This is a genomic window from Streptomyces sp. WAC 01529 (genome assembly GCF_003945545.1).
Lineage (GTDB): Bacteria > Actinomycetota > Actinomycetes > Streptomycetales > Streptomycetaceae > Streptomyces > Streptomyces anatolicus.
In genome coordinates, this window is record NZ_CP029617.1 from 2,070,120 (window position 1) to 2,089,023 (window position 18,904).

Here is an 18,904-nt window from a genome sequence, read left to right on the forward strand (position 1 = left end):
CCGCCCGTGGATACGGGGGTACGGCCGTTCAAGCCTGCCGGTGCAGGCCAAGATTCTCGTAGATTTCCAGCGTCGCCGTGGAGTTGTTGAGCGTGATGAAGTGCAATCCCGGCACGCCTTCGGCCAGCAATCGCGCGCAGAACTCCGTCGCGAACTCGATGCCAATGGAGCGTACAGCGGCGGGATCGTCTTTCGCCGCGAGGATCCTGTCTTTCAGCTCGGCCGGGAACACGGCGTTGCTGAGCTGGGGCAGCCGGTCGAGCTGGCGGACGTTGGTGACCGGCATCATCTCGGGGATGATCGGCGTCGCGCAGCCCGCCGCCTCGACGCGGTCGCGCAGCCGCAGGTACTCCTCGGGGTCGAAGAACATCTGCGTGATCGCGTAGTCCGCGCCGGCCCGGCACTTGTCGATGAAGTGCCGGGTGTCGGACTCCCAGTCGGGCGAGCGGGGGTGCATCGCGGGGAAGGCGGCGACGCCCACGCAGAAGTCGCCGGACTCCTTGATCAGTTCGACCAGCTCGGCGGCGTAGGTCAGGCCCTCGGGGTGCGCGACCCACTCGCCGAGCGGGTCGCCCGGCGGGTCGCCGCGGACCGCGAGCATGTTCCGGATCCCGGCGTCCGCGTACTGCCCGATGATGTTGCGCAGCTCGGCCACGGAGTGGTCGACGGCGGTCAGGTGCGCGACGGGCGTCAGGGTGGTGTCGGCGACGATCTGCTGGGTCTCCTTGACCGTGCCCGTACGCGTCGAACCGCCCGCTCCATAGGTCACGGAGACGAAGTCCGGGGCCACCGCCTCGACCCGGCGCAGCGCGTTCCACAGATTCCGCTCGCCCTTCGGGGTCTTCGGCGCGGAGAACTCGAACGAGTACGTCTTCTTGCCGGTCGCGAGCATGTCGCGCACGGTGCGTGCGCGGTCAGTCCTGGTGGAAGCTGTGCCTAGGGCCATACGGGCAGGTTAGCCAGGCCTCGGCGGTCCCCCAACCGAGTCTTGGGATTTCGCCGTATTTGCCGGTTTCTTGTCCACGGATCGGACACGGACCGGACACGGCCCGGGGCGGCGCTCGGGCACCGCCGAACCGCGGCTCGGGCGGCCGCGGCTCAGTCTGCCGTACGCAGCCGCTTCGCGAAGTCCGCCGCGGCCGCACCCGGGTCGTCGGCCTCGGTGATCGCCCGCACGACGACCACGCGCCGCGCGCCCGCCTCGAGCACCTGGTCGAGGTTGCCCGCGTCGATGCCGCCGATGGCGAACCAGGGGCGGTCCGTGCCGAGCGCGGCCGTGTAGCGGACCAGGTCGAGGCCCGGGGCGTAACGGCCCGGCTTGGTGGGGGTGGGCCAGCAGGGGCCCGTGCAGAAGTAGTCCACGCCCTCCTGGGCGGCGGCCGCGGCGGCCTCGGACTCGGCGTGCGTGGAGCGGCCGATGAGCACGTCGTCGCTGCCGGCGCCGAGGATGGCGCGGGCGGCGGGGACCGGCAGGTCGCCCTGGCCGAGGTGCAGCACGTCGGCGCCGATGGCGTGCGCGACGTCCGCGCGGTCGTTCACCGCGAGGAGCTTGCCGTGGCGGCGGGCGGCGTCGGCGAAGACCTGGAGGTGCTCCAGCTCCTCGCCGGCCTCCATGCCCTTGTCGCGCAGCTGCACGATGTCGACGCCGCCCGCGAGGACGGCGTCGAGGAACTCGGGGAGGTCTCCCTGACGCTTGCGGGCGTCCACGCACATGTAGAGCCGGGCGTCGGCGAGCTGGGCGCGCGGATGGTCGGCGGCCATGGAGAGGTCCCCCCGGTGTCGATGGGCGCGCGGGCCGCGCGTCACGCGGCCCGCACCCCGAACGGTGTCTTCAGTCGTACGACGAACGCCTGCTCAGACGGCGAGCGCCTGGGCGCGGCGCTTCACCTCCGTGCCGCGATTCTCGCTCAGTGCCTGCGCGGGGGTACCGGGCAGGGACGGGTCGGGGGTGAAGAGCCACTCGAGCATCTCTTCGTCGGAGAAGCCGTCGTCCCTCAGGAGCGTCAGGGTGCCTGCCAGGCCCTTGACGACCTTGTCGCCGTCGATGAAGGCGGCCGGCACCTGAAGCGTCCGGTTCTCACCACGGCGTACGGCGATCAGCTGGCCCTCCTTGACCAGCTGGCGCACGCGCGTGACCTCGACATCGAGCATTTCCGCGATGTCGGGGAGGTGGAGCCAGGCGGGGACGAGAGCGTCGGTCTTTGCGTCAATCTCGGTCACGGGGCAAGGGTATCTCCGGCCGGGGGCGTGGGCGTGCGGGGCGCTCCTGTGGGGGAGCGTTCTACAGCGCCGCCTTCTTGAGCGGGACCGAGGGGTCCACCGCCAGGGCCGGGTCCAGGCGGGTGGCCGTCTCGATCAGTTTGCGGCCCTGTGCCAGGTCCCTGGGGCGGCCCACCGCGAGGACCGCAACCAGGGCGCCCTCGCGCAGCCAGCAGGCCGACCAGGCCACACCGGCGGGGTCGCCGCGCCAGACCAGTTCGTCGGAGTCGGTGTGATGGCCCGCGTACTGCACGAAGCGGCCGAACTGCTCCGACCAGAAGTACGGCACCGGGTCGTACGCCATCGGGGTCTCGCCGATGATGTTCGCCGCCACCGTGCGCGGGCCCTGGAGGGCGTTGTCCCAGTGGTGCACGAGCAGGCGCTCGCCGTACCTCCCCGACGGGAAGGAGGCGCAGTCGCCGACCGCGTACACATCCGGCGCCGAGGCGCGCAGGTGGTCGTCGGCCACGACCTCCCGGTGGGCGCCGAGAGCGATGCCGGAGCCGGTCAGCCAGGCCGTCGCGGGCCGAGCGCCGATGCCGACGACGACGGCGCCCGCGGGCAGCCGCGCCCCGTCGGCGAGGATCACGGCGCCGGGCTCGACGCGCTCCACGCGCGCGTGGGTGCGCAGTACCGCTCCGGAGTCGGCGTACCAGCCCGCCATGGGAGCGGCGACCTCCGCGGGCAGCGCCCCCATGAGCGGGCGGCCCGCGGCCTCCACCACGGTGACGGCGCAGCCCGCCTCGCGGGCGGCCGTGGCGAACTCGGCGCCGATCCAGCCCGCCCCCACGACCACGATGTCGTGCTGCTCGGCGAGGACCGGCCGCAGCCGCTCGGCGTCGTCCAGGGTGCGCAGGAGGTGGACCCCGGGGACGCCGTCGGCGCCCGGCAGCCGGATCGGTTCGGCGCCGGCGGCGAGGACCAGGACGTCGTAGGCGACCGGGCCGTCGGCGGTGTCCAGTTCGTGGTCGGCGGGCCGCACCCCGGTGACCTCGCGGCCCAGGGTGAGGCCGATGCCGAGCGCCTCGAAGTCGATGTCGAAGGCGGAGCCCTCCGCCTTGCCGAGCAGCACCGCCTTGGACAGCGGCGGCCTGTCGTACGGCTGGTGGGGTTCCGCCCCGATGAGGCTGACCGCGCCGGTGAACCCCTGTTCGCGCAGGGCCACGGCGGTCTGCACCCCGGCCATTCCGGCACCGACGATGACGACGTGCCGACCGGCCCCGCCCTGCTGCTCGCTCTGCCTCTGCTGCTCGCTCTGCCTCTGCTGCTCGCTCACCCGATCACTGTAGGGCGGCGGGCGGCGACGCCTTCAGAGGCGGGTGAGGAGATCTCTGACACACCGTCACCGCCCATACCCGGACAGCTCCCCCTACTGCCGCGCGGGGCGACGGGCTAGGGTGGCCGGTGCAGAGCACTCGCGGGAGCCCGGACGCACCGGGCTGAGAGGGAGGCTGGGACGGCCTCCGACCGTACGAACCTGATCCGGGTCATGCCGGCGAAGGGAGGGGCTGGACGCCCATGCAGCCATGTACCTCATCAGATACGTCACCATCCGATACGCCACCACCACGGACCTCGCCCTCACGCACCCCAGCGGCGGACGCGCCACCGGCGGGATCGAGGGCCCCGACGGACGTCCTCGTCGTGGGGGGCGGGATCATCGGCCTGGTCACGGCCTGGCGGGCCGCGCAGCGCGGGCTCTCCGTCGCCGTCGTGGACCCCGCTCCCGGCGGCGGTGCCGCGCAGGTCGCTGCGGGCATGCTGGCCGCCGTCACCGAGCTGCACCACGGCGAGCAGACCCTGCTCGCGCTCAACCTCGCCTCCGCGCGCCGCTATCCGGGCTTCGCCGCCGAGCTGACCGAGGCGAGCGGCTGTGGTCCCGACGGCCTCGGCTACCGCGCGTGCGGCACGCTCGCCGTCGCACTCGACTCCGACGACCGCGCCCATCTGCGCGAACTGCACGCCCTCCAGCGCCGGTCCGGACTCGCATCGGAGTGGTTGAGCGGCCGCGAGTGCCGCCGTCTCGAACCGATGCTCGCGCCGGGTGTGCGCGGCGGGCTGCGCGTCGACGGCGATCACCAGGTCGACCCGCGCAGGCTCGCGGCGGCCCTCCTGGTGGCCTGCGAGCGGGCGGGCGTGATCCTGCACCGCGCGTGGGCCGAGCGGCTCTCGGTCGTACGCGAGCGGGCCCGCGGAGTGGTCCTGGCGGACGGCACCGAGCTGCACGCGGGTCAGACCGTGCTGGCGGCGGGCAGCCTCAGCGGGCGCCTCGCGGGCGTCCCCGATGACGTCCTGCCGCCCGTACGGCCGGTGAAGGGGCAGGTGCTGCGGCTGAGCGTGCCGAAGCCGTACGCGCCGTTCCTGAGCCGCACCGTGCGCGCCGTCGTGCGGGGCAGCCACGTCTACCTCGTGCCGCGCGAGAACGGCGAACTCGTCGTCGGCGCCACCAGCGAGGAGCTGGGCTGGGACACCACGGTCACCGCGGGCGGCGTCTACGAACTCCTGCGGGACGCCCACGAACTCGTACCCGGCATCACGGAACTGCCGCTGACCGAGACCCGCGCGGGCCTGCGCCCCGGCTCCCCGGACAACGCGCCCCTGCTCGGGCCGACGCGGCTGCCCGGCCTCCAGCTGGCCACCGGCCACTACCGCAACGGCGTCCTGCTGACGCCCCTGACGGGCGATGTCATGGCGCACTCCCTGGCCACCGGCGAACTTCCCGACGAGGCGCTGGCGTTCACCCCGAGGCGCTTCGCCGAGCCCTCCCTCGTCCCCCCTACGCAGTCGTTCACGGAGCAACCCGCATGAGTACGCCCTTGTCCGTATCCGTCAATGGAGAGGTGCGGGACGTGGCCTCGGGCACCACGCTCGACGCCCTTGTCGCCACCCTCACCGCGGCGCACTCCGGTGTCGCCGCCGCCCTCAACGAAACCGTCGTCCCGCGCGCGCGGTGGGCCAGCACGGAGCTGGCCGCCGGTGACCGCGTCGAAGTACTCACCGCCGTCCAGGGAGGCTGATCCGACCATGGCAGACGACCCCTTCGTCCTCGGCGGGCTCACCCTCTCCTCGCGCCTGATCATGGGCACGGGAGGGGCGCCGAGCCTTGACGTCCTGGAGCGCTCCCTGATCGCGTCGGGCACCGAGCTGACCACGGTCGCGATGCGCCGGCTCGACCCGGGCGTGCAGGGCTCGGTGCTCTCCGTCCTCGACCGGCTCGGCATCCGCGTCCTGCCGAACACGGCGGGCTGTTTCACCGCGGGCGAGGCCGTCCTGACCGCCCGTCTCGCGCGTGAGGCGCTCGGCACCGACCTGGTGAAGCTGGAGGTCATCGCGGACGAGCGCACGCTGCTGCCCGACCCGATCGAACTCCTGGACGCCGCGGAGACCCTCGTCGACGACGGCTTCACGGTCCTGCCGTACACGAACGACGACCCGGTGCTCGCGCGCAAGCTCCAGGACGTGGGCTGCGCGGCGATCATGCCGCTGGGCTCCCCCATCGGCTCGGGGCTCGGCATCCGCAACCCCCACAACTTCCAGCTGATCGTCGAGCACGCGCGCGTGCCGGTGATCCTGGACGCGGGCGCGGGCACGGCGTCCGACGCCACGCTCGCGATGGAGCTGGGGTGCGCGGGTGTGATGCTCGCCTCCGCCGTGACGCGGGCGCAGGAGCCGGTCCTGATGGCGGAGGCCATGCGGCACGGCGTCGAGGCGGGGCGCCTCGCGTACCGTGCCGGGCGGATCCCGCGGCGGCACTTCGCGGAGGCGTCCTCTCCCGCGGAGGGCATGGCCAGGCTCGATCCGGAGCGGCCCGCGTTCTGACATCCTCGCCGCGCCAGGGGGCCTGTTCGCTCGCAGCTGGCCGCCGGTGGGGGCTTGGCGCGCAGCTCCCCGCGCCCCTTACGGGGCGCCCCTTCCCGTCGCCTGTCACAGCTCGGCTTCAGTCCCGCCCTGAATTCACCCGGGCGGAACGGGCTGTCGGTGGCGGCTCGTAGACTCCCCTGCGTGGACACGACCCTTCAGGACCCCCTCGTCGGGCAGCTGCTCGACAGCCGTTACCGGATCGAGGGGCGCATCGCGGTCGGCGGGATGGCCACGGTCTACCGGGCCGTGGACACCCGCCTCGACCGCGTGCTCGCGCTCAAGGTGATGCACCCCACGCTGGCGGCCGACGCCTCCTTCGTGGACCGTTTCATCCGCGAGGCCAAATCGGTCGCCCGCCTCTCGCATCCGAACGTGGTCGGCGTCTTCGACCAGGGCACCGACGGGTCGTACGTCTATCTGGCGATGGAGTACGTCGCGGGCTGCACGCTGCGTGACGTCCTGCGCGAGCGCGGCGCGCTCCAGCCGCGGGCCGCGCTCGACATCCTGGAGCCGGTCCTCGCCGCCCTCGGCGCAGCGCACCGCGCCGGGTTCGTGCACCGCGACATGAAGCCGGAGAACGTCCTCATAGGGGACGACGGCCGGGTGAAGGTCGCCGACTTCGGGCTCGTACGCGCGGTGGACACCGTCACGAACACGACCGGCACCGTCCTTGGGACCGTCTCCTATCTCGCCCCCGAGCAGATCGAGCACGGCACGGCGGACACCCGCGTGGACGTGTACGCGTGCGGGGTCGTGCTCTACGAAATGCTGACCGGCGCCAAGCCGCACACGGGCGACTCCCCCGCCCAGGTCCTCTACCAGCACCTCAACGAAGACGTGCCGTCCCCGTCGGCTGCCGTACCGGGGCTCGCCCTCGAACTGGACGAGCTGGTCGCCTCCGCCACGGCCCGCACCCCCGACGTGCGTCCGTACGACGCGGTGGCCCTGCTCGCCCAGCTCAGGGAGGCGCGGTCCGCGCTCAGCGAGGAGCAGCTGGACGCGGTGCCGCCGCAGGCCCGCACCACGGGGCACGACCACCACGACAACGCCGAGGACCGCACCAGCGTGATCCCGCGCGCGGCGCGCTCCACGCAGCTCCCGCTCCCCGCCGGCGGCGACCAGGACCAGGACCAGGACCAGCGGGGTCAGCGGGACCCGATGAACCGCACCAGCGTCCTGACCACACCGCCGCCCGCGCCGCCCGCCGGGGCGCGGTCGGGGCGCGCCCGGTTCGACCCGCGCCGCCGCACGCTCGTGGTGGTCGCCGCGGTGCTGCTGGCCCTCGGTCTCGGCGCGGGCGTCTGGTACATCAACTCCGGCCAGTTCACGGAGGTCCCGCCGCTGCTCGCCAAGACCGAGGCGCAGGCGAGGCAGCGTCTCGAAGAGGCCGGTCTCGAGGTCAAGGACGTCAAGCGCGCGTACAGCGACACCGACAAGCGCGGCACGGTCATGGACACCGACCCCGCGGCGGGCGACCGCATCCGGCAGAACGGCCAGGTGACGCTGACCGTCTCGCGCGGCCCGGAGAAGGTGAAGGTGCCGGACGTCAAGGGCATCCCGCTCGCGGAGGCGAAAAAGGAGCTGAAGAACTCCGGCCTCGCGCCCGGCATGGTCACCAAGGGCTTCAGCAGCACCATCGACAAGGGCTCCGTGATCAGCACCGACCCGCGGGCAGGCTTCACCCGCAAGGCGGACTCGGCCGTCGCCCTGGTCGTCAGCAAGGGCCGCGCGGTCCTGGTCCCGGACGTGACGGGCGAGTCCGAGGCGGACGCCGTCGCCGACCTGAAGGAGGCCGGGCTCAAGGCGAAGATCATGCCGACCCGTGTCCACTCCGAGGACGAGGACAAGGGTGACGTGGCCAGGCAGTCCCCGGTGGAGGACAGGCCGCTGGCCGAGGGCGACACGGTCGAGCTGACGATCTCCAAGGGCCCGCCGATGGTCGCGGTCCCGGACGTGACCGGGATGGACGTCGACGACGCCGTGGCCAAGCTGGAGTCGGCGGGCTTCGACGTCGAGAAGGACCGCGGCCTGCTCGGCCTCTTCGGGGACACGGTGAAGGACCAGTCGGTGGACGCCGGCGACAAGGCACCGAAGGGGTCGACGATCACCATCGAGATCCGGTGACGAGCGCCGCCCCCTCCGGGGCCGGTGCCACCCGCCTTTCGATGGCCGATCCCACTCACCTTTCGATGACCGATCCCGCCCCTCGCCGATGACCTATCCCACCCCGCTCCGGTGGCCGTCCGCCCCCGCGGCCGTGCCACCCTGGACGGTGTGAGCAGCAACAAGTCCCCCCTGAAGGCGCCCATGGCGTCCCTGGGCGCCGCGTCCCGCAATCCCGTCGGCGCCCATGTCCCCGTCGCCGGCGGTCTCGCCTCCGTAGGCCTGCCGTACGCCCGCGACCTCGGCGCGGAGGCCGTCCAGGTCTTCGTCGCCAACCCGCGCGGCTGGGCGACCCCGCCCGGCAACCCGAAGCAGGACGAGGCGTTCCGCGCGACCTGTGCCGCCGAGGGCATCCCGGCGTACGTCCACGCGCCCTACCTCATCAACTTCGGCTCGCACACCGAGGCGACCGCCGAGAAGTCCGTGGACTCCCTGCGGCACTCGCTGCGCCGGGGCCGCGCGATCGGGGCGCTCGGAGTCGTCGTCCACACCGGTTCGGCAACGGGCGGACGGGACCGCGAGGTCGCCCTCAAGCAGGTGCGCGAGCTGGTGCTGCCGCTGCTCGACGAGCTGACGCACGACGACGACCCGTTCCTGCTCCTGGAGTCCACGGCGGGCCAGGGCGCCTCCCTCTGCTCCCGCACCTGGGACTTCGGGCCGTACTTCGAGGCGCTGGACTCCCACCCCAAGCTGGGCATCTGCCTGGACACCTGCCACATCTACGCCGCCGGCCACGACCTGACCGGCCCGAGCGGCATGAAGCAGACCCTGGACCTGCTCGTGGACACGGTCGGCGAGGGCCGTCTGAAGCTCGTGCACGCCAACGACTCCAAGGACGTCGTCGGCGCCCACAAGGACCGGCACGAGAACATCGGCACCGGTCACATCGGTGAGGACCCCTTCCGCGAGCTGATGCTCCACCCCGCCACCGAGGGCGTACCGCTGATCATCGAGACGCCCGGCGGCAAGGAGGGGAACGCGGCGGACGTGGCGCGGCTGAAGGGGCTCAGGAGCAGCTAGCGACTCTTGAAAGGTACCCCTGGGGGGTATACGGTTCCTGTGCGGCAACAGGAACCGTTATCCGACGTTGGGGGCTCTCATGCAGCACGACACACACGCCGAACACGCGCACCACGGCCACGAGCACGGCCCCGGCAAGGTCAGCTGGCGTATGGCCGCCCAGGCCACCCTGCACTGCCTCACCGGCTGCGCCATCGGCGAGGTGCTCGGCATGGTCATCGGCACCGCGCTCGGCTGGGGCAACGTGCCGACGATGGCGCTCGCGATCGCCCTGGCGTTCACCTTCGGCTACGCCCTCACCCTGCGCGGCATCCTCAAGGCGGGCGTCGACTTCAAGACGGCGTTCCGCGTCGCGCTGGCCGCCGACACCCTCTCCATCGCGGTGATGGAGCTGATCGACAACGGCGTGATCGCGCTGTGGCCCGGCGGCATGGACGCGCACCTGAGCGACCCGATGTTCTGGTGGATCCTCGCCCTCGCCCTGGCCGCCGCGTTCGTGATCACCACGCCGGTGAACAAGTGGATGATCGGCCGCGGCAAGGGCCACGCGGTGGTGCATCAGTACCACCACTGAGCGGGTGCGCCGGCTAGAGCTCGGGGCCGTCCCCGGGCTCTTCCTGGTAGGAGTAGCGCTGCTCCCGCCAGGGGTCGCCGACGTTGTGATAGCCGCGCTCCTCCCAGAAGCCGCGGCGGTCGGCGGTCATGTACTCGACGCCGCGGACCCACTTGGGGCCCTTCCAGGCGTACAGATGGGGCACCACGAGGCGCAGCGGGAAGCCGTGCTCGGCGGTGAGCAGTTCGCCGCCCTTGTGGGTGGCGAAGATCGTGCCTTCGGCGGCGAAGTCGGCCATCCGCATGTTCGAGCTGAAGCCGTACTCGGCCCAGACCATGACATGGGTGGCCTCGGGCGCGGGCGGCGCCAGCTCCAGGAGCGTGCGGGCCGGCACCCCGCCCCACTCGGCGCCCAGCATGCTGAACTTCGTGACGCAGTGCAGATCGGCGACGACCGTGGCGTACGGCAGGGCCGAGAACTCCTCATGGGTCCAGCAGTGCTTCTCGCCGTCCGCGGTGGCCCCGAAGACCCTGAACTCCCAGCGCTCCGGGCGGAACTTCGGCACCGGGCCGTAGTGCGTGACCGGCCAGCCGCGCTGCAGCCGCTGACCCGGCGGAAGCTCCGGCTCCGCTGCCTGTCGAGATGCGCGTTCCGCCAGCTGACCCATGACTCCATCCTGACAGACGGGGGAAGGTGGACGTGACCAGACGAAGTCTGACAGATACGGATTCGGGCAACTCCTACTAAGCGTGCACTTACTGGACGGCTTCCGAACGCCGGTGCAAAGATGCGCGCTACCTGCCCAGTTACCCGTGTGGAAGGAGCCTCTGCGATGCAGGGCGACCCCGAGGTCATCGAATTTCTCAACGAGCAGCTGACCGCCGAGCTGACGGCGATCAACCAGTACTTCCTGCACGCCAAGATGCAGGAGAACTTCGGCTGGACGAAGCTCGCCAAGTACACCCGCGCAGAGTCGTTCGACGAGATGAAGCACGCGGAGGTGCTGACCGACCGGATCCTCTTCCTCGACGGTCTGCCCAACTACCAGCGGCTCTTCCACGTCCGGGTGGGCCAGACGGTCACCGAGATGTTCCAGGCGGACCGGCAGGTGGAGGTGGAGGCGATCGACCGCCTCCGGCGCGGGATCGAGGTGATGCGGGCCAAGGGCGACATCACGTCCGCCAACATCTTCGAGTCGATCCTCGCGGACGAGGAGCACCACATCGACTATCTCGACACCCAGCTGGAACTGGTCGAGAAGCTGGGCGAGCCGCTCTACCTGGCGCAGCTCATCGAGCAGCCGGAGAGCTAGGCCGCCGCAGGGCTGGACCGCCGGAGGCCTAGGCCGCCTCGTCCAGCGAGGTCAGCACGGGCTCTCCCTGGTCGACGAGCTCGCGGCGCGGGCACGCGCCCCGGCCGAGGAGTGCCTGGATGCGGCGCACGCACGAACCACAGTCCGTGCCCGCCTTGCAGGCCGAGGCTATCTGGCGGGGGGTGCAGGCACCGTCCTCCGCGTGCTTCTTCACCTGCGCCTCGGTGACCCCGAAGCAGTTGCAGACGTACACGCGGCTCACCTCCCGGACGGGGACGGACGGACAGGACTCATCGGTAGCGCCGTCCCGATTGATCGGTGAGGCTAACCTAACCTTACCCATGTCTCCGGGCACACAAAAGCCCCCGATACGCCGGTGGGGCGCGGATCACATGGATCCGCGCCCCACACGTACGTACAGCCGATTTCCTACTGGTCGCGGTACATCTCCGCCACCAGGAACGCCAGGTCGAGCGACTGGCTGCGGTTGAGCCGCGGGTCGCAGGCCGTCTCGTAGCGCTGGTGCAGGTCGTCGACGAAGATCTCGTCGCCGCCGCCCACGCACTCGGTGACGTCGTCACCGGTCAGCTCGACGTGGATGCCGCCCGGGTGCGTGCCGAGGGCCTTGTGGACCTCGAAGAAGCCCTTGACCTCGTCGAGCACGTCGTCGAAGCGGCGGGTCTTGTGGCCGGAGGCCGCCTCGTAGGTGTTGCCGTGCATCGGGTCGGTGATCCAGGCGACGGTCGCGCCGGACGCGGTGACCTTCTCGACCAGCTCGGGCAGCTTGTCGCGGACCTTGTCGGCGCCCATGCGGACGATGAAGGTCAGCCGGCCGGGCTCGCGGTCGGGGTCGAGGCGCTCGATGTACTGCAGCGCCTCCTCGGCCGTCGTCGTCGGACCGAGCTTGACGCCGATGGGGTTGCGCACCTGGGAGGCGAACTCGATGTGCGCGCCGTCCAGTTGACGGGTGCGCTCGCCGATCCAGACCATGTGGGCCGAGGTGTCGTACAGCCGCCCGGTGCGGGAGTCGACGCGGGTCAGCGCGCCTTCGTAGTCGAGCAGCAGCGCCTCGTGGGAGGCGTAGAACTCGACGGTCTTGAACTCCTCCGGGTCGGTGCCGCAGGCCCGCATGAAGTGGAGCGCGTTGTCGATCTCGCGGGCCAGCTGCTCGTAGCGCTGGCCGGAGGGGGACGACTTTACGAAGTCCTGGTTCCAGGCGTGCACCTGGCGCAGGTCGGCGTAGCCACCGGTGGTGAAGGCGCGGACCAGGTTGAGCGTGGAGGCGGAGGCGTTGTACATCCGCTTCAGGCGCTCGGGGTCCGGGATCCGGGCCTCTTCGGTGAAGGCGAAGCCATTGACGGAGTCGCCCCGGTAGGTCGGGAGCGTCAGGCCGTCGCGGGTCTCGGTCGGCTTGGAGCGCGGCTTGGAGTACTGCCCCGCGATGCGGCCCACCTTCACGACGGGCACGGAGGCCGCGTACGTGAGGACGGCGCCCATCTGGAGCAGGGTCTTCAGCTTGTTGCGGATATGGTCGGCCGATACGGCGTCGAAGGCCTCGGCACAGTCGCCGCCCTGGAGCAGGAACGCCTCTCCCTTGGCGACAGAGGCCAGTCGGGCGCGCAGCTGGTCGCACTCGCCCGCGAAGACGAGCGGCGGATACGACTCGAGGTCCGCGATCACATCGCGCAGAGCCTCGGCATCCGGGTACTCGGGCTGCTGCGCCGCGGGCAGGTTTCGCCAGGTGTTGCCACCGCTGGCGGTGGTCTTAGCGTTCACGGTCACCTCGTCAACATTACGGGGTCCAACGCGCCGTCCATTCACCCGCTCACCAAGTGAGACGCAGGAGACACGGACGAGCGCCCGGCCCGTGCGGCCCGCTCCCCCGCGCTCGGTGCCGTGAGGGCGAGCCTCCGGTGCACGCGGCGGAGCATCAGGCGGGCCATGAAGGGGTGGGCGGGCCTGACCGCGCCCCAGTAGAGCCGGGCGCGCCAGGTGTCGGCCCGCACGGCCGTACTGAGCGTGACGTGCCGCTCGTCGACCAGGATCGAGGCGCGGGCGTTCAGGCCCGCCGTGTTCACGTCCATCAGCAGTTCGTCCTCGTCGCGGGCGAGGACCGGGAAGGAGTCGCCAAGGACGCCGGTCCACGCGCCGGGGTCGCGGGGCAGGCCGGGGCGCATGTCCAGGCGGTACGCGTCCTGGTAGCCGGGCCGCTCCACGGAGGCGCGGAGCAGGCGGGCCTCCTGAGGCACCTCCACCGTGCGAGCCCTCGGCCACCAGAGCCTGTGGAGCAGCCGCAGCCAGGGCGACCAGCGCACGGGCCGCGCGCAGCCGCCCGCCACCGCGCGCTCCATGTTGTCGAAAAGCTCTTCCACGATCGAGTCGTGGGCCGGGCGGACGGCCGTCGGCCACAGGAGGCGGTCCACTCCGCGCCAGCGCGTCTCCAGGACGTGCCGCACCCGGCAGCGCCCCTCGTCCAGCGGCTCGACGGTCAGCTCGTGGAAGCCCTCTTCCGGCGGGGTGAAGGCGAAGCGGACGCGGCGGCCCGGTTCATGGGCCACGACCGCGTACCGGATCGGGCCGTGGCCGCCGGTCGCGCCGACGCCCAGGGGGCGGTCGAAGGTCATCGGCTCCCAGGCCGGGGAGGGGAAGACCGGGTCATCCTCGGCGGAGAGCCGGTCGAGCAGCGCTCCGACCGCCTCCGCCGAAGCCTCGATGACCCGCTCGTGCTCGTTGCGTACGACTCCCATGCCGCACCTCCATACGCTGGCGTATGGTCCACCGTACGGTACCGTATGGACATGGCGCAACGGCAGCAGAGGAAGAGTCCGGCCAAGCCCCGGCTGTCCGCCGACGACTGGGCGGACGCCGCGCTCGCCGCGATCGGCGAGGGCGGTCTCGCGGCCGTCGCGGTGGAGCCCCTCGCCGTCCGTCTGGGCACGACCAAGGGCAGCTTCTACTGGCACTTCGCGGGCCGTGACGCGCTCATCGAGGCCGCCCTCGACCGCTGGGCCAAGCTCCACACCGAGGGGATGATCAGCCACGTGGAGGCCGAGCCCGACCTCCGCAAGCGGATCCGCCTGCTTTTCGCCGAGTCGGTCGGCGCCGCCGCGTCCGGCTCGCTGGAGGTCTCCCTGCTCGCGACCGCCGGCCACCCGCAGGTGGCGGCGGCCCTGCGGAAGGTGACCGAGCGCCGCGTGGCGTACGTCGCCGAACTCTTCGCGGGACTCGGCTTCCCCGAGGCGGAGGCCCGCAGGCGCGGCCTGCTCGCGTACAGCGTCTATCTGGGCCACACCCAGCTCGGCCACGCGGTGCCCTCGGTACTGCCCGCCGCGCACGAGTTCGGCGCGTATCTCGACGAGAGCCTCGATCTGCTGATGATGCGCTAAGGTGCCGGACATGCACGCGCAGACGACGACTCGTAACTGGTGGTGGCCCGCTCATCCGGCGGCCCACTGACTGCGCGTACCTAAAACTCGCGAAGGCCGCCCGAGGGGCGGCCTTCTGTGTTTCCCGGACTCCCGGGGGCGGGGCCGTTCCTCTCCGAGTGAGAAGGAACAGAACCCATGCACACGACAGGACCCCGGCAGTCGGCCGTCCTCGCCGACCTCCTCTCCGATGACCGCCCCTTCGCCCTGCTGCGCCGCCGCACACCGGGCCGCGACCACGACACGGTCGAGGTCCTCATCGGCCCCACCGGCACCTACGACCGTCTCGCGGACATCCCCGAGGGCCTGGCGCTCGTGCCCTTCCGGCAGATCAGGGAGCGCGGCTTCGACGTCCGCGACGACGGCACACCGCTGACCGTCCTCACCCCCGAGGAGAGTCACGAACTCCCGCTCGAAGCGGCCCTGTCCGCGCTGCCCGCGCACGAGGTGCGGGTCGAGGGCGGCGCCTTCGACGTGGACGACGCGGCGTACGCGGACATCGTGGGGCGCGTCCTGCGCGAGGAGATCGGGCGGGGCGAGGGCGCCAACTTCGTCATCCGCCGTACGTACGAGGGTGAGATCCCCGGCTTCGGCAGGGCGGACGCCCTCGCACTCTTCCGGCGGCTCCTGGTGGGCGAGCGGGGCGCGTACTGGACGTACGTCGTGCACACGGGGGACCGCACGCTCGTCGGGGCGAGCCCCGAGGTGCATGTGCGGATGTCCGGCGGGACGGTCGTCATGAACCCCATCAGCGGCACCTACCGCTACCCGGCCGACGGGCCCACCCCCGACGACCTGCTCGCCTTCCTCGCCGACGGCAAGGAGATCGAGGAGCTCTCGATGGTCGTCGACGAGGAGCTGAAGATGATGTGCACCGTCGGCGACAAGGGCGGCGTGGTGGTCGGGCCGCGCCTGAAGGAGATGGCCCATCTCGCGCACACCGAGTACGAGCTGCGGGGCAAGTCGTCGCTGGACGTGCGCGAGGTCCTGAAGGAGACCATGTTCGCGGCGACCGTCACGGGGTCGCCGGTGCAGAACGCCTGCCGGGTCATCGAGCGGCACGAGGCGGGAGGGCGGGGCTATTACGCTGGCGCGCTCGCGCTCGTCGGGCGGGACGCGGGCGGCGCGCAGACCCTGGACTCCCCCATCCTGATCCGCACCGCCGACATCTCCGCCTCGGGGAGGCTGCGGGTGCCGGTCGGCGCCACGCTCGTGCGCGGCTCGGACCCGGCGGGCGAGGTCGCGGAGACGCACGCCAAGGCGGCGGGCGTGCTTGCCGCCCTCGGCGTACGCCCCGGGCGGCCGCGCCAGGAGGCCGTGCGCCCCGCCCTCGCCGACGATCCACGCGTGCGTGCCGCTCTGGACGGGCGGCGCGCCCACCTCGCGCCGTTCTGGCTGCGGATGCAGGAGCCGACTCGTGAGCTTGCCGGGCACGCGCTCGTCGTGGACGGCGAGGACACGTTCACGGCAATGCTCGCGCACGTCCTGCGCTCCCTGGGCCTCGCGGTCTCGGTGCGGCGGTACGACGAGGCGGGGCTGCGGGAGGCGGTGCTCGCGCACCGGGGGCCCGTCGTGCTCGGTCCGGGGCCCGGCGACCCGTCCGACCTCACCGACCCGAAGATGCGGTTCCTGCGCTCCCTGACGGCGGAGGTGCTCCGGGGCCACGAGTACGGCGTGCTCGGCGTCTGCCTCGGGCACGAGCTGATCGCGGCGGAGCTGGGCCTGGAGATCGTACGCAAGGACGTGCCCTACCAAGGCGCGCAGACGGACGTCGACCTGTTCGGGCGGACCGAGACGGTCGGGTTCTACAACAGCTTCGTGGCGCGCTGCGACGACGAGGCGGCCGCGGAGCTGGCCGCGCACGGGGTCGAGGTCAGCAGGGACGCGGCGAGCGGTGAGGTCCACGCGGTGCGTGCGACGCGTCGTGCCGGAGGCGCGCCAGGAAACGCGTTCGCGGGCGTGCAGTTCCACCCGGAGTCGGTGCTGACGCTGCGCGGGGCGGGGATCGTGCGCGAGCTGCTCGGTCAGGTCCTCGCGGAGGCGGGGACGAGGAAGTTCTCGGAGCGGCGGCCCGCCGTGTAGTCCAGGACGTTGCGCAGGGTGGTGTCGATGATCTGTCCGACGGCGTCCGCGGTGTAGTACGCCTGGTGAGAGGTGACCACCACGTTCGGGAACGTCACGAGGCGGGCCAGGGTGTCGTCCTCGACGACCTCAAGGGACTTGTCGAGGAAGAAGAGGCCCGCCTCGGCCTCGTACACATCGAGCCCCACACCCGTGAAGCGCCCGGCGCGCAGCTCCGCGACGAGCACGTCGGTGTCGATCAGCCCGCCGCGGCTGGAGTTCACCAGGATCGCGTCGTCCTTCATCGTCCGCAGCGCGGCGGCGCCGATGAGGTGCTGCGTCGAGGGGAGCAGCGGCACGTGCAGGCTGATCAGGTCGGCCTCGGCGAAGAGCTGCTCCTTCTCCACGTACGTCATGCCCAGCTCGACGCAGGCCGGATTGCGCACGGCGTCCCAGCCGAGCAGCTTCATGCCGAAGCCGTGCGCGATCCGGGTGAACGCCTCGCCGATCTTGCCGGTGCCGAGCACGCCGACGGTGCGGCCGCGCAGATCGCGGCCCATCAGGCCGTCGAGGCGGAAGTCGAAGTCGCGGGTGCGGTTGCTCGCGCGGACGATGCGGCGGTTCACGGCCATCGCCAGGGTCCAGGCGAACTCGGCCACGGAGTACGGCGAGTACGACGAGACGCGGGCGACGGTCAGGCCGAGGCGCTCGGCGACCTGGAGGTCGATGTTGTTGAACCCGGTGGAGCGCTGGGCGATCATCTGCGTGCCGCCCGCGGCGAGGGTCTGAAGGACGTGGTTGTCCAGGGTCGCGTTGACGCTGGAGGAGATGATCTCGTAGCCGGTGGCGATGGGGGCGGTGTCCTCGTTCAGGAACACGTCCAGACAGCGGATGTCATGGTGTCCCTCGAAGGCCTTCTCGATCAGCGGCTTCTCGTCGGACTGCACGCCGAATGCGAGGATCTCCATGGCGTGAGTCTAAGTACCGGGTGCTGGGACGGCACCCGGAGCGTTGGCCGGGGCCGTCCCTCGTGCGCCTACGTCTGCGGGCCGTCGTGGGCTGGTCGCGCAGTTCCCCGCGCCCCTTTGGGGCGCTCCTCTGCGGGGTGCTCCTTAGCGGGGTGCTCTGCTCAGCCGAAGAAGACACCGACCTCCGTGTACAGCGCCGGGTCCACCGTCTTCAGCTTCGCCGTCGCCTCCGCGATCGGGACGCGGACGATGTCCGTGCCCTTGAGGGCGACCATCTTGCCGAAGTCGCCGTCCCGTACCGCCTCGATCGCGTGCAGGCCGAAGCGCGTGGCGAGCCAGCGGTCGAAGGCGCTCGGGGTGCCGCCGCGCTGGACGTGTCCGAGGACCGTGGTGCGGGCCTCCTTGCCGGTGCGTCCCTCGATCTCCTTGGCGAGCCATTCGCCGACCCCGGAGAGGCGGACGTGCCCGAAGGAGTCCTGCGTACCGTCCTTGAGGACCATCTCGCCGTCCTTGGGCATCGCCCCTTCCGCGACGACGACGATCGGGGCGTACGACGCCTTGAAGCGGGAGGTCACCCATGCGCAGACCTGCTCGACGTCGAAGCGCTGCTCGGGGATGAGGATGACGTTCGCGCCGCCCGCGAGGCCCGAGTGCAGGGCGATCCAGCCCGCGTGACGGCCCATGACCTCGACGACCAGGACGCGCATGTGGGACTCGGCGGTGGTGTGCAGGCGGTCGATCGCCTCGGTCGCGATGCCGACCGCCGTGTCGAAGCCGAAGGTGTAGTCGGTGGCGGAGAGGTCGTTGTCGATGGTCTTCGGGACGCCCACGACCGGGACGCCGTACTCGTCGGTGAGGCGAGCGGCGACGCCGAGCGTGTCCTCGCCGCCGATCGCGATGAGGGAGTCGACCTCGTACTTGGCGAGGTTCTCCTTGATGCGGCGCACGCCGTTCTCCGCCTTGAACGGGTTGGTGCGCGAGGAGCCGAGGATCGTGCCGCCGCGCGGCAGGATGCCGCGGACCGCGGGGATGTCGAGCGGGACCGTGTCGCCCTCCAGCGGACCGCGCCAGCCGTCCCGGAAACCGACGAAGCCGTAGTCGTACTCCTGCACGCCCTTGCGGACGATGCCCCGGATGACGGCGTTGAGCCCGGGGCAGTCGCCGCCGCCGGTCAGTACGCCGATTTTCTTGGCCCCCATGGAAGAGTCCCTTCGCCTCAGTGACCTGACGCGAGTCACGCTAATGGTGATCCAGGTCACTCAGGGACGGGGCGGACGGTCAA

General features: G+C 71.6%; 19 protein-coding genes and 1 riboswitch. Of the genes, 9 read left to right on the plus strand and 10 right to left on the minus strand.

Annotation, left to right across the window (positions count from 1 at the left end):
* Positions 1 to 28 precede the first annotated feature (28 nt).
* From metF to DMA15_RS09375, 4 genes are all read right to left on the minus strand, one after another.
* Entirely contained in the window at positions 29 to 946 is a 918-nt protein-coding gene (gene metF, locus DMA15_RS09360) for a methylenetetrahydrofolate reductase [NAD(P)H] (protein ID WP_125512316.1), read from the minus strand.
* 152 nt (positions 947 to 1,098) lie between these two features.
* A complete protein-coding gene (gene thiE / locus DMA15_RS09365; protein ID WP_125512317.1) occupies positions 1,099 to 1,761 on the minus strand; it encodes a thiamine phosphate synthase in 663 nt (220 codons plus the stop codon).
* A 93-nt stretch (positions 1,762 to 1,854) separates the two neighbouring features.
* Complete coding sequence (locus tag DMA15_RS09370; RefSeq protein ID WP_125512318.1) at positions 1,855 to 2,220, minus strand: DNA-binding protein; 366 nt, start codon at positions 2,218 to 2,220, stop codon at positions 1,855 to 1,857.
* A gap of 61 nt (positions 2,221 to 2,281) precedes the next feature.
* Entirely contained in the window at positions 2,282 to 3,445 is a 1,164-nt protein-coding gene (locus tag DMA15_RS09375; protein ID WP_240660185.1) for an FAD-dependent oxidoreductase, read from the minus strand.
* Between the two features lie 221 nt (positions 3,446 to 3,666).
* Positions 3,667 to 3,780, plus strand: a riboswitch (TPP riboswitch).
* Positions 3,781 to 3,903: 123 nt separating this feature from the next.
* On the opposite strand from DMA15_RS09375, the gene thiO reads away from it, so the two are divergent.
* The 6 genes from thiO to DMA15_RS09405 all read left to right on the plus strand — a co-directional run bounded on the left by thiO (position 3,904) and on the right by DMA15_RS09405 (position 9,877).
* The gene (gene thiO / locus DMA15_RS09380) at positions 3,904 to 5,067 is read left to right on the plus strand and encodes a glycine oxidase ThiO (protein ID WP_240659726.1); all 1,164 of its coding nucleotides are present in this window, start codon (positions 3,904 to 3,906) and stop codon (positions 5,065 to 5,067) included.
* A complete protein-coding gene (thiS, locus tag DMA15_RS09385; RefSeq protein WP_164551714.1) occupies positions 5,064 to 5,276 on the plus strand; it encodes a sulfur carrier protein ThiS in 213 nt (70 codons plus the stop codon). The genes thiO and thiS overlap by 4 nt, the downstream gene beginning before the upstream one ends.
* Before the next feature lie 7 nt (positions 5,277 to 5,283).
* Entirely contained in the window at positions 5,284 to 6,078 is a 795-nt protein-coding gene (locus DMA15_RS09390) for a thiazole synthase (protein ID WP_125512321.1), read from the plus strand.
* A gap of 183 nt (positions 6,079 to 6,261) precedes the next feature.
* Positions 6,262 to 8,244: a Stk1 family PASTA domain-containing Ser/Thr kinase gene (gene pknB, locus DMA15_RS09395; protein ID WP_125512322.1), complete on the plus strand. Its 1,983-nt coding sequence runs from the start codon at positions 6,262 to 6,264 to the stop codon at positions 8,242 to 8,244.
* A gap of 183 nt (positions 8,245 to 8,427) precedes the next feature.
* Positions 8,428 to 9,303 (plus strand): deoxyribonuclease IV, encoded by an 876-nt coding sequence (locus tag DMA15_RS09400; protein WP_125517510.1) that lies wholly within the window; start codon positions 8,428 to 8,430, stop codon positions 9,301 to 9,303.
* A 79-nt stretch (positions 9,304 to 9,382) separates the two neighbouring features.
* Positions 9,383 to 9,877, plus strand: a complete 495-nt coding sequence (locus DMA15_RS09405; RefSeq protein ID WP_125512323.1) for a DUF4396 domain-containing protein — start codon at positions 9,383 to 9,385, stop codon at positions 9,875 to 9,877.
* Positions 9,878 to 9,890: 13 nt separating this feature from the next.
* On the opposite strand, the gene DMA15_RS09410 is transcribed toward DMA15_RS09405, so the two are convergent.
* Positions 9,891 to 10,523: a sulfite oxidase-like oxidoreductase gene (locus tag DMA15_RS09410; protein ID WP_125512324.1), complete on the minus strand. Its 633-nt coding sequence runs from the start codon at positions 10,521 to 10,523 to the stop codon at positions 9,891 to 9,893.
* A 165-nt stretch (positions 10,524 to 10,688) separates the two neighbouring features.
* Here DMA15_RS09410 and bfr point away from each other — a divergent pair, with 165 nt between their 5' ends.
* The gene (gene bfr, locus DMA15_RS09415) at positions 10,689 to 11,168 is read left to right on the plus strand and encodes a bacterioferritin (protein ID WP_125512325.1); all 480 of its coding nucleotides are present in this window, start codon (positions 10,689 to 10,691) and stop codon (positions 11,166 to 11,168) included.
* Between the two features lie 28 nt (positions 11,169 to 11,196).
* On the opposite strand, the gene DMA15_RS09420 is transcribed toward bfr, so the two are convergent.
* The 3 genes from DMA15_RS09420 to DMA15_RS09430 form a co-directional block, all read right to left on the minus strand.
* Positions 11,197 to 11,430, minus strand: a complete 234-nt coding sequence (locus tag DMA15_RS09420) for a (2Fe-2S)-binding protein (RefSeq protein ID WP_125512326.1) — start codon at positions 11,428 to 11,430, stop codon at positions 11,197 to 11,199.
* A 167-nt stretch (positions 11,431 to 11,597) separates the two neighbouring features.
* A complete protein-coding gene (locus DMA15_RS09425; protein WP_125512327.1) occupies positions 11,598 to 12,950 on the minus strand; it encodes a 3-deoxy-7-phosphoheptulonate synthase class II in 1,353 nt (450 codons plus the stop codon).
* Positions 12,951 to 12,985: 35 nt separating this feature from the next.
* Positions 12,986 to 13,915 carry a DUF2867 domain-containing protein gene (locus tag DMA15_RS09430; RefSeq protein WP_125512328.1) on the minus strand — a complete coding sequence of 310 codons (930 nt, stop codon included), beginning with the start codon at positions 13,913 to 13,915 and terminating at the stop codon, positions 12,986 to 12,988.
* A gap of 45 nt (positions 13,916 to 13,960) precedes the next feature.
* On the opposite strand from DMA15_RS09430, the gene DMA15_RS09435 reads away from it, so the two are divergent.
* Both DMA15_RS09435 and DMA15_RS09445 read left to right on the plus strand, forming a co-directional pair.
* Positions 13,961 to 14,554, plus strand: coding sequence for a TetR/AcrR family transcriptional regulator (locus tag DMA15_RS09435; protein WP_164551715.1), 594 nt, complete (start codon positions 13,961 to 13,963; stop codon positions 14,552 to 14,554).
* Between the two features lie 177 nt (positions 14,555 to 14,731).
* Complete coding sequence (locus DMA15_RS09445; RefSeq protein ID WP_125512330.1) at positions 14,732 to 16,675, plus strand: anthranilate synthase family protein; 1,944 nt, start codon at positions 14,732 to 14,734, stop codon at positions 16,673 to 16,675.
* Here DMA15_RS09445 and DMA15_RS09450 read toward each other — a convergent pair.
* Entirely contained in the window at positions 16,618 to 17,622 is a 1,005-nt protein-coding gene (locus tag DMA15_RS09450; protein WP_125512331.1) for a 2-hydroxyacid dehydrogenase, read from the minus strand. The genes DMA15_RS09445 and DMA15_RS09450 overlap by 58 nt on opposite strands.
* 161 nt (positions 17,623 to 17,783) lie before the next feature.
* Positions 17,784 to 18,821 (minus strand): 6-phosphofructokinase, encoded by a 1,038-nt coding sequence (locus tag DMA15_RS09455; protein ID WP_125512332.1) that lies wholly within the window; start codon positions 18,819 to 18,821, stop codon positions 17,784 to 17,786.
* Between the last annotated feature and the right edge of the window lie 83 nt (positions 18,822 to 18,904).

What these genes read in the sequence shown, in the direction of transcription:
- DMA15_RS09410 (WP_125512324.1), bottom strand. Translation starts at nt 10,523, where the DNA reads ATGGGTCAGCTGGCGGAACGCGCATCTCGACAGGCAGCGGAGCCGGAG.
- thiE (WP_125512317.1), bottom strand. Translation starts at nt 1,761, where the DNA reads ATGGCCGCCGACCATCCGCGCGCCCAGCTCGCCGACGCCCGGCTCTAC.
- DMA15_RS09435 (WP_164551715.1), top strand. Translation starts at nt 13,961, where the DNA reads ATGGACATGGCGCAACGGCAGCAGAGGAAGAGTCCGGCCAAGCCCCGG.
- bfr (WP_125512325.1), top strand. Translation starts at nt 10,689, where the DNA reads ATGCAGGGCGACCCCGAGGTCATCGAATTTCTCAACGAGCAGCTGACC.
- DMA15_RS09400 (WP_125517510.1), top strand. Translation starts at nt 8,428, where the DNA reads ATGGCGTCCCTGGGCGCCGCGTCCCGCAATCCCGTCGGCGCCCATGTC.
- DMA15_RS09375 (WP_240660185.1), bottom strand. Translation starts at nt 3,445, where the DNA reads ATGGCCGGGGTGCAGACCGCCGTGGCCCTGCGCGAACAGGGGTTCACC.
- DMA15_RS09430 (WP_125512328.1), bottom strand. Translation starts at nt 13,915, where the DNA reads ATGGGAGTCGTACGCAACGAGCACGAGCGGGTCATCGAGGCTTCGGCG.
- DMA15_RS09390 (WP_125512321.1), top strand. Translation starts at nt 5,284, where the DNA reads ATGGCAGACGACCCCTTCGTCCTCGGCGGGCTCACCCTCTCCTCGCGC.
- DMA15_RS09405 (WP_125512323.1), top strand. Translation starts at nt 9,383, where the DNA reads ATGCAGCACGACACACACGCCGAACACGCGCACCACGGCCACGAGCAC.
- DMA15_RS09450 (WP_125512331.1), bottom strand. Translation starts at nt 17,622, where the DNA reads ATGGAGATCCTCGCATTCGGCGTGCAGTCCGACGAGAAGCCGCTGATC.
- DMA15_RS09455 (WP_125512332.1), bottom strand. Translation starts at nt 18,821, where the DNA reads ATGGGGGCCAAGAAAATCGGCGTACTGACCGGCGGCGGCGACTGCCCC.
- thiS (WP_164551714.1), top strand. Translation starts at nt 5,064, where the DNA reads ATGAGTACGCCCTTGTCCGTATCCGTCAATGGAGAGGTGCGGGACGTG.
- DMA15_RS09445 (WP_125512330.1), top strand. Translation starts at nt 14,732, where the DNA reads ATGCACACGACAGGACCCCGGCAGTCGGCCGTCCTCGCCGACCTCCTC.
- metF (WP_125512316.1), bottom strand. Translation starts at nt 946, where the DNA reads ATGGCCCTAGGCACAGCTTCCACCAGGACTGACCGCGCACGCACCGTG.